This is a genomic window from Neptuniibacter sp. QD57_21 (genome assembly GCF_047778075.1).
Lineage (GTDB): Bacteria > Pseudomonadota > Gammaproteobacteria > Pseudomonadales > Balneatricaceae > Neptuniibacter.
The window spans coordinates 1543690-1557738 of record NZ_CP180549.1 but is presented as its reverse complement, the minus strand read 5'-3'; the positions used below and the strand labels follow the sequence as shown (position 1 = coordinate 1557738).

The window sequence follows — 14049 nt, the reverse complement described above, 5'->3', positions numbered from 1 at the left end:
TACCACAAAAACCAAGCGTTTAACTCAGGTACTTTGCATATTCTCCTCGATAAACACTCAACAATTTCATAATCCGAAATTGCCTTCCAAATATCTGGTCTAGAATAACTAGTTATCAACGCAGGGAAATGCCCTGTCACGCTATTGATAAACTTGAAGTCTCGTCTTTGAGGTTAACTGTATGAAAGTTTCACACAAGGTTGCCCTACTCGCTTCCACGGTTGTCGTCCTAACCTTTGCCATCTATTCATGGATTCAATACAGCAGCGTCAGAGATGCTCTGTATGAGAAAACAGAGCAAAGTACCCAAGAAGCCACCTTAGTCCTGAGCTATCAGATAACCAACTGGCTCAACGCCAAATTAAAACTTATCGACATGATGGCGGAGAGCATCAACGCAGACTTTTCTCAAGAAACCATACAAGCCACCTTTGATAACCCCATCCTCAAAAAAGAGTTTATTTTGATTTTTGGCGGATTAGATACCGACGGTAAAAAGATAACCAATGATCCAGAGTGGAACCCAACCGGCTGGGATGCAAGAAAACGCCCTTGGTACCCTTATGCAAAACAAAATGACAGAGCGGTATTAACCGATCCTTATGCCGATGCAGCCAGTGGCGAAATCCTTATCTCAGCCGTCGCTAACTTCTACGATAACCGTCAGTTCAAAGGCGCGTTTGGTGGCGATCTAAGCTTAAAGACCGTATCCGATGCTCTGAACACCCTTAACTTCAACAACACCGGTTACGCATTCCTACTCAACTCAAACGGCAACATAATCAGCCATCCCAACGCTGATATGAATGGCAAATCCATCAATGATTTATTCGATGGCACTGCACCTAGCTTTAACCGTGAGCTAGCCGAATCATCCGTTAACGGCGATACCGTATTTGTCTCTTTTAGTAGGCTAGAAGATCTTCAAGGTAGCCAATGGCTAATAGGTGTAGTTTTAGATAAAGGCCTTGTAATGGCCGATGCTAATCAAATAGGTATCACTGCTCTCATTGCAACGATTATCAGCGCTCTTATCTGCAGCGGTGCTTTATATGTGACCGTATCTAAACAGCTACTTCCGCTAGAAAATCTACGCAGCTCCCTAGTCGAAATAAACAGTGGTGACGGCGATCTGACTAAACGCTTAGAAGTGAACACTAAAGATGAATTTGGTCAGGTCTCCACCGATTTTAACCAATTTATTAGCTACCTTCAGGATTTGATTATTCGGGTAAAACAGATCTCATCAGATGTACGCTCGAATAGTGACCACACCTTCAATTCAGCTTCTACAGCAGCTAATGAGCTTGAAAAACAACTATACGAGCTCGATCAATTAGCCACAGCAATGCACCAAATGTCCGCCACTGCTCAAGACGTAGCAACTAATGCGCAACACGCCGCTGACTCAGCCCAACGTGCCGATGCTGCTGCTAGTGATGGGGTTGCAGTAGTATCCAAGACCACAGAATCAATCAGCCATTTAGCGGATGATATGGAAAATATTGTCAATACCGTCAATGAGCTAGCTAATTACAGTAACAATATTGAATCGATCCTAACCGTAATTACCGAAATAGCAGATCAAACCAACCTGCTAGCCCTAAACGCAGCAATCGAGGCTGCCCGCGCCGGTGATAAAGGCCGAGGCTTTGCCGTAGTTGCCGACGAAGTCCGTGCCCTCGCTTCCAGAACTCAGCAATCGACTGAAGAGATTAAAGATATGATTCAGCAGCTTCAGTCTGGGGTAAGAAACGCTGAAAGTACGATTACTCAAAGCAGAGAGTTAGCCGCAAAAACCCAAGACATTGCCAGTGAAGCCAACACAGTCCTCAATACTATCCGCGACAACATTCAGGAAATTAACCAAATGACAGTCCAGATAGCGACTGCTGCTGAACAACAAAGCGCCACTTCAGAAGAGATCAACCGCAACACCACCAATATCCGCGACCTAAGCCAATCGGTCTCCAACAACGCCAAAGCACAGGAAACAAACTGCCATCAAATGACAGACCTGACGCGTAAGCAAGATGCGGAACTTGGGAAGTTTAAGGTTTAAGGGCAGGACGCTGCTTCGCAGCTAGAGATCGGCTTCGCCTTTTAGGACGCTTCGCTAGAGGACGCCGCTACGCGGCTAGAGGAAAAACCTCTGGGTACAGATCAAACGATGCGCATCATTCTTTCATGTAAGCCTAAACCCTGATCTCCTTTGGCACAAAAAGAGATCGTCTACACTTAATGATTATCTGATAGGAGAGTGAAATGTCTGGCAGCTCATGGATACTCACGGCTAGCTGCCCCAGCGAACTGGGTACGGTTGATGCTGTGACAGGTTTTCTCTACGAGAATGAACACTATATAGAAGAGCTTCACTCCTTTGATGACGAGAGCAGTGAGCATTTTTTTATCCGGGCGTGCTTCAGAACCAATAGCCACTTTGATCAGGGCACATTCCGCCAGCGCTTTTCCCTCAGAGCGGAAAAGTTTGATATGCAATGGGAGTTACAGCCTAGTGATTACAAGCCCAGAGTTGTTATTCTGGTATCTAAATTTGATCACTGTCTCAATGACCTACTCTACAAAAAACAGATTGGTCAGCTAAACATCGACATACCCGCTATCATTTCTAACCATCCTGATTTGAAAGATTTAGCAGACTGGTATCAGATCCCCTATCACCACCTTCCAATCACGCCAGAAAATAAACAGCAGCAGGAACAGCAACTCTGGCAAATAATTCAAGACACAAACGCCGATCTCGTAGTCTTAGCCCGTTATATGCAAGTGCTTTCGGATGAACTCTGTCAAAAACTGGAAGGCTGGGCGATCAATATCCATCATTCCCTCCTACCCGGTTTTAAAGGCGCAAAACCCTATCACCAAGCTTATGAAAAAGGCGTGAAAACAGTAGGCGCTACCGCACACTATATCAATGCCGATCTCGATGAAGGTCCTATCATTGCCCAAGGAATAGAACCTGTTGACCATACCTACTACCCAGAAGATCTGATCGCTAAAGGAAGGGATATAGAACGCATCACACTCTCACGAGCGGTGAAATACCATATTGAGAAACGGGTATTTCTAAATGGTAATAGGACGGTTGTTTTTAAGAAATAGGACGCTGCTTCGCAGCTAGAGATCGGCTTCGCCTTTTAGGACGCTTCGCTAGAGGACGCCGCTACGCGGCTAGAGGAAAAGCCGCTGCGGCATGGATCGTACGGATTTGTGTAATCCGCTCCGCTATTACACCCTACTGGCTGGTTGATGAAACTCGATTACATTGTCATCAGGATCTCTAATAAAGAAAAACTGAGCACCCTTGTATTCAACTTCTCCAGTAATCGGGAAACCAAGCTCCTGAATGCTAGCTTTTGCTGAATTGTAATCGGTTATTTCAAGTGCAATATGTGTATAGCCAGGGTATTTAAGGTCTGCTTCCATCAACATATTCTTCTTTGGTGCCTCTTTAGAGACATTCAAAATAAGATTTATATTTATTCCCGATGGATGCTCAATGATAGCAACGGGTTCTGGCCCCACAGGACCAATAAGAAATTCAAAGCCAAGCTTCTCATAGAATTCACGAGAGACCTCCAAATCCCTAACTCTCAATCCTACATGATTTATTCTAGTGATCTCTTTCATGATATTTCCTAAATGTTGGGATTTAGAGGGGCGGCTAACGCCCGCATTTGCGGCTGGTTTGGAGCGCAGTGGAAAACCAGTCCGACAACATGCGCTTGTTAGGCTTATTCTGTACCTTCGACCTAAAAAATTCTATGACGTGTAGAGCAACCGATCTACATTTTCATGTTGATGTAATAGATTGAACGAACCTTATCATCGTACTTTAGACACCCTGAACGTACCAACAACCGTTGAACACGTTTGTCATATATACCGCCATCAGGGACTAAAACCTTACAGTCACCATTCACAAAGCTTGGGGTTTCATCGGAATCTATCTCGACAAGCTTATTATTTAAATAATCAAGTAATTTACTCAGTTGTTCTAACTGTTCAGGGTTGCGCTTATTGGCTACTACTAGCTTATCAGCAAGCTCTAAAGTCGATCTATAAGTTGTAAAATGTTGCTGACTTTTGACGTAATGTTCGAGCATTTGATAATCCATTGGTACTCGAACTAGCTTCTTATATATATCATTCCATGGATAAGAAACAACGCCAGCTTGTCTGTGTTGCGCCGCTCGAAATTCAAACCACCTAGACTCACTGTCGGTTACGATAACCGAACCTGTAACCTGAGCTGTAAATAGTGACATTTCATAATTAGGAGACATGCTAAACTGCATAAGTTGCCCCCCATCCCCTAGTTCTATTGGCTGGAGCATGGTCAATGGAGAAGCCTCAGCATTAGCATCTAACGTATCAATCGAGTGTTCTGCGAGATTATCAGGCATGCCAAAATCGCTAACTAATGAACGTATTTTTACATCTCTTGGCATCATATGTATTGAGTTCAAATAATCCTCAATTGCCAGTTTCGTATAAGCTTCAGAATCTTTTCTACTTTGTACCGTTCCTCTTCGGGATGTAGCCATATCCATCACGGCTTTCATTAGGTTCAGATCAAAGTTGCTCGGATCCGGAATTAGATTGATAAGGCCATAACCAATATACGGCTCTAATTCCAACATAAACAAAATGTCTTTTAGTGCTTGGTATTTATACTTCCCAGGGTTCTTTATTGGGCTAAACTCAGGGTTAACATTATGTGGATTAATAATTGGGCTTTCGATAAGAAATTCACCAAATAGTGAAGCCATAGGTAATGCGTGCAAACCGATAACTCGAATATCAAGGGCGCCGGTGTATAATGCCCTGAACCGGCCATCTGACTTTGGTAGCAATGAATAGATATCTGTTTCACGAGGCCATATGACAGAGTAAAACCTATAAATATCGGCAATTTGTTCCTCAGTAATTTCACGCCTTATATCTAGCCACGTCTTACCAGCGTCAAGCCCCAAAATCCCCTTAATTGCACGGCAAAATGCTAAATTTCGCTCACGTATACTCAGCTCACTCCAGCTGGTCCGCAATTCTTCCGGTAAATCCATACAACAGTGCTTGTATTTTCGGCCACTGCCGCACCCGCAATGATCATTTCTTCCTAATTTATTTTCATCAGTTTCTTTTTTAAGATTATCATTTTGAGGGCTTGTACGGCCGAACTCATCCTGATAATAAGTACTGCCATCCTCATATCCTGCGTACATTTCTCCACCGAATTTATATAGCTCTTCAGATGGTGGTAATAAGACATGGCGTAATTCAGACCACTCACAAGTTAGCCTCTCTTCAGGATAAAGCCAGCTCTCTTTTCCTGCAGCAATTGCGTCTTTAGATCTGGACTTGATTATGTGATTTATTTTGGTAACGTCATCTTGTTTCAGCTTTCTTTTTGCGATGAAGTTAATTGTGTTGACCATTGACTGCCGTATTCTAGTCGCGTTTGTTCGCTGTTCTAACGGGTTCGTACAATTTGGGTCTTTAGCATATTCAAGATTCGTCAATATCAAGCATCGATTTTTATCCAGTGGAAATATGGTCTGAGACCCCTTTAAGGCGATGTCAGGATCATTCGGGTAGACGCATAGTTCTGTGTCTGGTGGACACGCGTAGTTATAGATAGTTACTGGATGATCCGACAATAAAAATTTAATATCGGAATCTTCAGCTGACACCAATTCGCGAACACCCTCTGCCCACAACGTACAGTGAATAGTTCTTAAGGCCTGCATCTCAGCCATCAACTGAATTTGATTTAATTCGGGATACTTTGCTTTAACCCAATCTAATCCTTTGGGCGTCCGTAATTTTTGTGCGTCTAAGTAAGTAAAAAAATCCTGAAAGTAATGGTGCCACTGAGCCTGATCATCAGTAAGAAACGCATTAACCGCATTTGCACCATTATCATCAATCGGCCCAAACAACTTCTTTTCAATATCATCATTGACGAAAGAACCAAAAAAAGTCGAGTACAGGTCTTTCTCGTAAAAGCACTGTGCCGAAGTAAACCAATTTTTCCCAAAGACAACTTTGTTTGATCCGTCCTTTAGCTGAATATCACGGCGCTTGAGATGACGTAATTGATTTTCGTGCTCATCATAGAATCCGCTCTGGTGCCACTGAGGTACATAATGATTATTTCTAGTTTGGTTCATCGAATATTCAATACATTTTTATGGCTGGAGAGTAATATTTAAAGTGTTGATCAAAAAACAATCTTAGATTTTACTTTCGCTCGAAACCTAACATTTGTATATACGGGGGTCCGTATATCTACTCTAACCGTATTTGTTTAATAACAGATATAACGAATTGAAAAGGAAGGATTATTTTAGATATGCTCAATATTCTTCCGTGACAAAGCGCGCATGCGCTATATCTATTGATATACATTCTTTATAAAAAAAGCTCCGTATATCTCCCCATGCCAGACATCCATCTGTCTGTTTTATAAGTATTTTTAACTTAGCACTGGGTGGAAAGCAAGCATCACTGAGTTGAGTTATCAGTCCTTAAAGAACAGTTTAATTACCACGACAAAAATATACTGGATAAATAACCAGAATAAAGAGGCGTTTCATGTATAGGATATGTAGCTCAAAATCACCCTTCCTGAGCTAATAATAAAAAAGGGCGTAATGGCCAAGCCATTACACCCTACTTTCTAATCAACTTCTGAATTGCCCTTTTGCTTTTTCTCTAGCGAAGCGTCCTAAAAGGCGAAGCCGATCTCTAGCTGCGAAGCAGCGTCCTCTAGCGTAGCGTCCTGAATCTATTTAAGAATGTCTTTAGCAAAATCCTGCTGACGAATAGTCTGAATATAATTCAGAACATTTTCGTGCTTAGCCACCAGCAGCTTGCCTACTTCATTGCCTTCGATGTAATCGATAATTGGGATCAAGATTAGGTCTGCAGCTGTAAGTTCGTAACCGCAGATAAAAGGATAATCAGCTAGCTGATCAGCAACGATGGATAGTGCGTTTTCGATACCTGGGACAGCAGCTTCTACTCTATCCATTCGTACTGTTCCGTTTTCACCTTTCGGGAAGATGAACTCAAGCAGTACTTTACGCACGATCTCAAAATCGACATAGATACCGCTGATACCACTCCATGCTTCCACTTGAGCTTGAGCATATGGATCGGTTGGATAAAGCTTTGCGCCACCGTATTCATTTTCTAAGTAATGCAAAATCGCAACAGTCTCTGGAATAGGCCCTTTCTCAGTTAGAAGCACTGGAAATTTGGTATATGGGTGGATCGCTTTGTGGCCTGGGGTATGAAAACCCACTGCTTCGCCATCCACTTGTGTAGTTACCTCGTAAGGTAGTCCTTTTAGCTCGCAAGCCATCATCACACTGCGCACAAATGTACTGAAAGATGGACCATAAATTCGGATTGGTGCAGTCATGCTTAAACTCCTGTTATCTAATTCGGTTAACTCATTCGGTTAACTACCTGAGCTCCACTTTATTGACCGACACAATATGTTCAAGAACATATTTTAAACTTATGCCATACTCCGGCATAAGCAAGTACAGGAGTAGTTTTATGGGTTGGACGGCTGAACAAAAGCAGCAGAGTCGTAAAAAGATTATTGATAGCGCTGCAGAACTCTTTACCAAAGATGGCTTTGATAAAGTGGCGATTAACGATGTGATGAAACACGCCGGCCTTACCCGTGGGGCGTTTTACAATCACTTTGAGTCTAAGAGCGATCTATACGCCGAAGCGATTCTGAGTGCAGCCCACCTAGCCAAAAGCCATACCATTGAACGCTCTGGTTTTCAGCTATCGGATATAATTGAAACTTACCTCAGCGACAAACATCGAAACGGTGAGTTCTGCTGTCCATTAGCGTTTTTAACCACTGATATTCATCAACGAGATGATCAGGTTCGCACCACCTATACGCGCGTACTGAAAGGCTTTATCAATAATATCCATGAGCTAAATGAAGGCCAGCCAGCCCTCGATGAAAGCGAAGCGATTAAGAAAGCAGTATTGATGATTGGCGGGGTCGCGATTGCCAGAGCGGTTAATGAAGATGATTTTGCAGAGCAGCTATTAAGTGCCTGCCGTGAAGGGGTTAATAAGGGCGGGTAAGAATCGGATAAAGGCAGGAAGAAACAGCCTAGTGCGGATGAAACCAGCTAAAAACGAAAAACCGGCTAAAAGCGTTAGTGCTCTTAGCCGGTTTTAGCTGTTACTAGCGGGTCTTAAATTACTTACCCCACGAATCACGCAGGCCAGCGGTACGGTTAAATACTAACTTATCAGCTGTAGAGTCTGAATCTACGCAGAAGTAACCGGTACGTTCAAACTGGTAAGCGCTTTCTACTGCAGCATCAACCAGACCTACTTCACAACGGCTGTCAGTTCTAATCACTAGAGATTCTGGGTTGATGAACTCAAGGAAATCTTTTTCCTTATCACCTGTTGGGTTTGCTTCTGAGAACAAACGATCGTACTCGCGCACTTCACAAGGTACAGAGTTATCAGCAGATACCCAGTGTACAACGCCTTTAGCTTTGTAGCCTTCAGGGTTAGCGCCGGCAGTTGCTGGATCGTAAGTACATTTCAGCTCAACAACGTTACCGTCTGCGTCTTTGATAACTTCTTGGCAGGTAATAACGTAAGAGCCACGTAGACGAACCGCAACGCCTTGCGTTAGACGTTTCCACTTACGTGGCGGTACTTCTGCAAAGTCGTCTTGTTCGATAAGAATGTTGCGTGTGAACGGCACTTTACGAACACCCATAGTTTCATCTTTAGGATGCTTAGGTAGCTCGAACCACTCTTCCTGACCTTCGTCATAGTTAGTGATTGTGACTTTCAGTGGCTGAACAACACACATTGCACGCGGTGCATTTTTGTCTAGATCTTCACGCACGAAGAATTCGAACTGTGCCATATCAACTGTGCCGTCAGTTTTAGCAACCGCTAGACTGTCACAGAAGTTACGTACAGAAGCTGGCGTATAACCACGACGACGTAGGCCAGAGATAGTTGGCATACGTGGGTCATTCCAACCATTTACATGGTTCTCATCAACAAGCTGCTTCAGCTTACGCTTACTGGTTACTGTGTAGTTTAGGTTTAGACGACCAAACTCATACTGACGTGGCTGTGATGGTACAGGTAGGTTCTCGATGAACCACTCGTACAATGGACGGTGATCAGCAAACTCCAGGGTACAAATCGAGTGCGTTACGCCTTCAATCGCATCTTCTTGGCCATGTGCAAAGTCGTAGCTTGGGTAGATGCACCACTTGTCACCTGTTTGGTGGTGAGACTCTTTACGAATACGGTAAAGAATCGGGTCACGCAGGTTCATGTTAGACGATGCCATGTCGATCTTAGCTCGCAGTACACAGCTACCTTCGTCAAACTCACCCTTGCGCATGCGTTCTAGAAGGTCAAGGTTCTCTTCAGGTGAACGCTCGCGGAACGGGCTGTCTTTACCTGGTTCAGTTGCCCAACCACGGTATTCTTTTGCTTCTTCTGGGCTCAGGTCACAAACGTATGCTTTGCCTTCACGAACAAGGTGCTGTGCCCACTCGTAGAACTGATCAAAGTAGTTTGACGCGTAACGAACTTCACCCGCCCACTTAAAACCTAACCATTCAACGTCTTGCTTGATCGCATCAACGTATTCTTGATCTTCTTTGGTCGGGTTAGTGTCATCAAAACGTAGATTACATTCGCCGTTATATTTCTCAGCAGTGCCAAAGTTCAGGCAGATAGACTTAGCGTGGCCAATGTGAAGATAACCATTTGGCTCTGGCGGAAAACGTGTAACAACTTTTCCGTTGTTCTTACCGTCTTCCAGATCCTGTTCAATCACCTGATGAATAAAGTTAGTAGGTTTACTGCTTTCTGTATTGCTCATAAAAACGTCTTAATCCCGACATTGCATGAATTCTGAATTGCCCCGAAACGCGTCCACATCTATAGGGCATAAATTGTTGTACATTATAAACGGATGCGCCGCCTAATTGGCAGTGAATATCAGTAAGATTTTTCCAATAAATTTCTAAGTAATCCCCGCATACCAAAAAGGCCTCCTACAATTCTTTGGAGTTGGTACTTTAGAACCAATTATTCGCCACTTAGGAATAAACAGTGATGCGTTTCTCTTAGACTTGCGTATAATGGGCCAGTCAAAGGCGAAGAAGTGGACTTTACAACAATGATCATCCTCCATACTAATTTTGGTGATATCTCTATAGAGCTAGACCACGAAAAAGCTCCGAAAACAGCAGCAAACTTCGAGCAATATGTCACGGAAGGCTTCTACGATGGCGTTATTTTCCATCGTGTAATCAATGGCTTCATGATCCAAGGCGGCGGTTTTGAACCAGGTATGGTACAAAAAACCACTCGCGAAACCATTGAAAACGAAGCAGACAACGGTCTTTCTAATGCGGCAGGCACAATCGCTATGGCACGCACAATGGATCCACACAGCGCATCTGCACAGTTCTTTATTAATGTTTCTGACAACACTTTCCTTGACCACACAGCTAAGACAACTGAAGGTTGGGGTTACGCGGTATTTGGTAAAGTTGTTGACGGTATGGATGTAGTTAACAAACTAAAAGCTGCATCAACTACTATCCGCGCTGGCCATCAAGATGTACCGGTTGAAGACATCATCATCGAGTCAGCTGAAATCGCTACAGAAGAAGTAGAAAGCGCAGAAGAAGAATAATGCCCGTATACTTTGTCTCAGATATACATCTGAAACCCGAACGCCCGGATCTTACCCGGGCGTTTTCGTATTTCCTAGAACATACTGCTGCCGATGCGACACAGCTGTATCTTCTAGGGGATATTTTCGAAGCATGGATTGGCGACGATTGCCCTACCCCCGGCTTGGATGATCTTTTACAACAACTCAAAACATTGAGTGACAAAGGCTGTGAAATTTTCTTCCAACACGGCAACCGCGATTTCTTGGTCGGCGAACAGTTCTGCCAAAGCATCGGAGCTAAATTGCTACCTGAAGAACTTGTGCTTTCACTGCCAATTGGTAATACCGTGGCTCTTCATGGTGATCAGCTTTGCAGTGATGATACGGAGTACATGCAGTTCCGCTCTTTGGTTCGCAATCCACAATGGCAACAAGATTTCTTAAGTAAGTCATTAGAAGAGCGTTTAGCTATCGCTCGACAACTGAGAGACACCAGCAAACAACGCACAACCGAAAAGTCTGATTACATCACTGATGTAAATGCAGACGCGGTTAAACAATCTTTTGCTGATAACAAAGTTTCACTGATGATCCATGGTCATACCCATAGACCTGCTATACATGAAGTGAAGCTAGCTTCCGAGTCTGCGACACGTATTGTGCTCGGCGATTGGGACAAATTCGGCTGGTATCTTAAAGTCGATCAAGATGGTTACGATCTCATTAGCTTCGAAATCGAGTGATGTAGGAGCTCACCCTGTGAGCGATAAATGATAAAAATCGCCCACGGGGGTGGGCTCCTACATAATAATCAGATGAATGTTGGTGCACCGCTATGGAAACGGAACTCATCATCTGGTGACTCAATTAGCTCACGCTCAACTTCGCGGAAAAATGCCACGCGCTCATCAATTGGCTCGCCGGCATAATCTTCAGCAAGACCCAAGTAATCTTGATAATGACGGCCTTCAGACTTCAGTAATGAACGATAGAACTTCGCAAGTTCATCATCTAAAAACGGAGCAAGCTTGGCAAAACGCTCACATGAACGCGCTTCTATAAAAGCACCAATAATCAGCACATCGATCAAACGGCCCGGTTCTGAAGTACGAACATGGGAACGCATACCGCCCGCATATCGAGCAGAAGACATATGGTCATAAACCACACCTCGATCCTGCATGATCGCCAACACTTGCTCAAAGTGAATTAGCTCTTCACGCGCCAAACGTGACATCTTGTTTAGCAACTCAAGACGATCAACATAGCGAAACATCAATGTCATTGCTGTCGAAGCCGCTTTCTTCTCACAATGCGCATGATCAATCAGAAGAATATCCTGATTCTGCAATGCAGCTTGAATCCAAGAATCGGGAGTTTCACATGCTAAAAATTCTTTGATCTCGTCGAGAGCGTCCATTAATACCTGACCTAACACACGTTGTAATAAGGACGCGCATTATAGCCATTGAAATAAGACTTTTTAACCTCGGAAGTCCTATATTCCTTAACTGTTTGATCTACTACAATAAAATGGTCCAATTTGGTTGAGTCGTACAATGCGATCTTTTCTAACACTGCTGTTATTAATATCAAGCCACCTTAGTGCAGACACTCTATCGATCGGTGTGCATGCTAATTACGTTAATGAGCATTTTAAATTAGCCGCAGGTAGAGCCGGCTATTCAAATGTATTGCCTGTAAAAGAGTGCCCAGAACTAGACTCCGAACAACTTAAAGGTTCTCAACGAATCACCATGGATATCATGGTCATTTGCAACGCAGTCAAATCGGCCAAATACGTCGACCTACTTCGACTAGCCCCATACCCTAATGTTGCCCGCGGTCTTCAACTAGCTAACAACAATAAGATTGATATGGTTGGCCAATCGCTGTTTGAGGGCGATCATCGTAAGGAAGAAAACCTATTAATCACTCACCCTGTTATTCGAATAGGGGAATTCCAGGTCGGCATTTTTTCTACTAAGAACAGAACTGACATTTTGGAGTTAGGTGATAGTATCGATGTCACTAAATTAAGAGGCGTTACCGTTAAAAGCTGGAAAACCGACCAAGCCGCGCTCAACAACATAGGAACTAAGCAAGTCAACTTACTACCCACTAGAAACCTTATTGCTAATTTTATCTCCAGTGGCCGTGGAGACTTTACCCTCTCCTACCTTAAAGAGCCGGTAGTCACGAGGATCGGCGGAGAGCTAATCCGAGTACCAGGGGTAAAAGTCAGCTTTGATGCGTCCCGCTCGTTTATTTTGCCGGCACGTAATACTCAGCTTTACACTATTCTGCAAAGCTACATCCAAGAGCAAAGACAAAAATCACCAGATGCGATTCGCCAAGCTTATATACACGCAGGTTTTATTACTGAAGATTACGATCACTGGCGTGATCTTGCTGAGTAGCAGGCAAGATTAAGTAGCATTATCTTTCAGTCGTAACGAGCTTCAGCGCCAAACCAACAAAGACGGTGCCTGCCACTTTATTAATAATCGACTGACCCAATTCGGAATCTTGAATCCAACCGCGTAAACTCCCCGAAAGTAGCGCCACTGAGCTCATGACAAAGAAAGCTACAACGATAAAAACCATACTTAAGGTAAATAACTGCAGACTCAGTGAGCCAACCGCTGGGTCGGCAAACTGAGGCAGGAAGGCCATAAAGAAGATCGCCAATTTAGGGTTAGTAGAACTCATCAGAATCCCACGACGATAGAGTTGCATCGCACTAAGCTGTGGCTGCTCTGACATAGATACGTTAGCAGCAACCGCACGAAAAGACATAAACGCCAAATAAAGCAGATAAACCACACCGACGATTTTAAGCAGGGTAAACGCCACAGCACTGGCCTGAAATATTGCAGCTACACCTAAAGTGACAGCAACGGTGTGAAATAACAGACCGGTACATAAGCCCAAGGTGACAATAATCCCGGCTTTACGACCATGAAGAATCGATTGAATCAAAACAAAAATATTATCAGGCCCCGGCGCATAGGAGATTAACGTAGACGCAACAATAAATCCGATCAGCACATCAACACTTAACATACTCATAACTACCTAAAATATTTATCTACAGTGGATCATAATCAGTCATCGCAATCATTCAAATCCCTATTCAATCTAAATCTGTTTCTTTTTTGGGGGCACGACCATTTTTTGGTAGCAAACACTATCGGGAGTTATAAAAGCGATAAAGGAGTGCAATTTATTTTTTTATTCCGAAAAATATCAATAACCCTCATATATCAGTAACTTAAAATCTAATTTTCAGTTAAAAAAACTACCAGAATTTT

12 protein-coding genes are annotated in these 14049 nt (G+C 43.4%); 6 read left to right on the top strand and 6 right to left on the bottom strand.

All coding sequences use genetic code 11. The features are described from left to right. The first annotated feature begins 181 nt into the window (after window positions 1-181). Window positions 182-2062, top strand: a complete 1881-nt coding sequence (locus ACMXYS_RS06890) for a methyl-accepting chemotaxis protein (protein ID WP_415898036.1) — start codon at window positions 182-184, stop codon at window positions 2060-2062. A 203-nt stretch (window positions 2063-2265) separates the two neighbouring features. Beyond that, window positions 2266-3123: a formyltetrahydrofolate deformylase gene (gene purU, locus ACMXYS_RS06885; protein WP_415898035.1), complete on the top strand. Its 858-nt coding sequence runs from the start codon at window positions 2266-2268 to the stop codon at window positions 3121-3123. A 126-nt stretch (window positions 3124-3249) separates the two neighbouring features. Here purU and ACMXYS_RS06880 read toward each other — a convergent pair whose 3' ends face one another. The 3 genes from ACMXYS_RS06880 to ACMXYS_RS06870 form a co-directional block, all read right to left on the bottom strand. Next, on the bottom strand, window positions 3250-3651 hold the full coding sequence (locus ACMXYS_RS06880; protein ID WP_415898034.1) for a VOC family protein: 402 nt from the start codon (window positions 3649-3651) through the stop codon (window positions 3250-3252). Window positions 3652-3806: 155 nt separating this feature from the next. Next, the gene (locus ACMXYS_RS06875; protein ID WP_415898033.1) at window positions 3807-6194 is read right to left on the bottom strand and encodes a DUF4238 domain-containing protein; all 2388 of its coding nucleotides are present in this window, start codon (window positions 6192-6194) and stop codon (window positions 3807-3809) included. Between the two features lie 617 nt (window positions 6195-6811). After that, a complete protein-coding gene (locus ACMXYS_RS06870; protein ID WP_415898032.1) occupies window positions 6812-7450 on the bottom strand; it encodes a glutathione S-transferase family protein in 639 nt (212 codons plus the stop codon). 140 nt (window positions 7451-7590) lie between these two features. Between ACMXYS_RS06870 and ACMXYS_RS06865 the strand changes: the two genes are divergently transcribed. After that, the gene (locus ACMXYS_RS06865) at window positions 7591-8145 is read left to right on the top strand and encodes a TetR/AcrR family transcriptional regulator (protein WP_415881513.1); all 555 of its coding nucleotides are present in this window, start codon (window positions 7591-7593) and stop codon (window positions 8143-8145) included. 118 nt (window positions 8146-8263) lie between these two features. Here the strand turns inward: ACMXYS_RS06865 and ACMXYS_RS06860 are convergent, their stop codons facing one another. Further along, complete coding sequence (locus tag ACMXYS_RS06860; protein WP_415898031.1) at window positions 8264-9931, bottom strand: glutamine--tRNA ligase/YqeY domain fusion protein; 1668 nt, start codon at window positions 9929-9931, stop codon at window positions 8264-8266. Window positions 9932-10231: 300 nt separating this feature from the next. Between ACMXYS_RS06860 and ACMXYS_RS06855 the strand changes: the two genes are divergently transcribed. Beyond that, a complete protein-coding gene (locus tag ACMXYS_RS06855) occupies window positions 10232-10753 on the top strand; it encodes a peptidylprolyl isomerase (protein ID WP_415898239.1) in 522 nt (173 codons plus the stop codon). Continuing rightward, window positions 10753-11478 carry a UDP-2,3-diacylglucosamine diphosphatase gene (locus ACMXYS_RS06850; protein WP_415898030.1) on the top strand — a complete coding sequence of 242 codons (726 nt, stop codon included), beginning with the start codon at window positions 10753-10755 and terminating at the stop codon, window positions 11476-11478. The genes ACMXYS_RS06855 and ACMXYS_RS06850 overlap by 1 nt, the downstream gene beginning before the upstream one ends. Window positions 11479-11546: 68 nt before the next feature. On the opposite strand, the gene ACMXYS_RS06845 is transcribed toward ACMXYS_RS06850, so the two are convergent. Beyond that, window positions 11547-12155: a tRNA-(ms[2]io[6]A)-hydroxylase gene (locus tag ACMXYS_RS06845; RefSeq protein WP_415881516.1), complete on the bottom strand. Its 609-nt coding sequence runs from the start codon at window positions 12153-12155 to the stop codon at window positions 11547-11549. A 139-nt stretch (window positions 12156-12294) separates the two neighbouring features. Between ACMXYS_RS06845 and ACMXYS_RS06840 the strand changes: the two genes are divergently transcribed. Continuing rightward, window positions 12295-13155 carry a hypothetical protein gene (locus ACMXYS_RS06840; protein ID WP_415898029.1) on the top strand — a complete coding sequence of 287 codons (861 nt, stop codon included), beginning with the start codon at window positions 12295-12297 and terminating at the stop codon, window positions 13153-13155. Window positions 13156-13174: 19 nt separating this feature from the next. Here ACMXYS_RS06840 and ACMXYS_RS06835 read toward each other — a convergent pair whose 3' ends face one another. Beyond that, window positions 13175-13807 (bottom strand): LysE family translocator, encoded by a 633-nt coding sequence (locus tag ACMXYS_RS06835; RefSeq protein WP_415898028.1) that lies wholly within the window; start codon window positions 13805-13807, stop codon window positions 13175-13177. Window positions 13808-14049: the final 242 nt, after the last annotated feature.

Coding starts and splice junctions, on each gene's coding strand:
- ACMXYS_RS06890 (WP_415898036.1), top strand. CDS start 182: ATGAAAGTTTCACACAAGGTTGCCCTACTCGCTTCCACGGTTGTCGTC.
- purU (WP_415898035.1), top strand. CDS start 2,266: ATGTCTGGCAGCTCATGGATACTCACGGCTAGCTGCCCCAGCGAACTG.
- ACMXYS_RS06880 (WP_415898034.1), bottom strand. CDS start 3,651: ATGAAAGAGATCACTAGAATAAATCATGTAGGATTGAGAGTTAGGGAT.
- ACMXYS_RS06875 (WP_415898033.1), bottom strand. CDS start 6,194: ATGAACCAAACTAGAAATAATCATTATGTACCTCAGTGGCACCAGAGC.
- ACMXYS_RS06870 (WP_415898032.1), bottom strand. CDS start 7,450: ATGACTGCACCAATCCGAATTTATGGTCCATCTTTCAGTACATTTGTG.
- ACMXYS_RS06865 (WP_415881513.1), top strand. CDS start 7,591: ATGGGTTGGACGGCTGAACAAAAGCAGCAGAGTCGTAAAAAGATTATT.
- ACMXYS_RS06860 (WP_415898031.1), bottom strand. CDS start 9,931: ATGAGCAATACAGAAAGCAGTAAACCTACTAACTTTATTCATCAGGTG.
- ACMXYS_RS06855 (WP_415898239.1), top strand. CDS start 10,232: ATGATCATCCTCCATACTAATTTTGGTGATATCTCTATAGAGCTAGAC.
- ACMXYS_RS06850 (WP_415898030.1), top strand. CDS start 10,753: ATGCCCGTATACTTTGTCTCAGATATACATCTGAAACCCGAACGCCCG.
- ACMXYS_RS06845 (WP_415881516.1), bottom strand. CDS start 12,155: ATGGACGCTCTCGACGAGATCAAAGAATTTTTAGCATGTGAAACTCCC.
- ACMXYS_RS06840 (WP_415898029.1), top strand. CDS start 12,295: ATGCGATCTTTTCTAACACTGCTGTTATTAATATCAAGCCACCTTAGT.
- ACMXYS_RS06835 (WP_415898028.1), bottom strand. CDS start 13,807: ATGAGTATGTTAAGTGTTGATGTGCTGATCGGATTTATTGTTGCGTCT.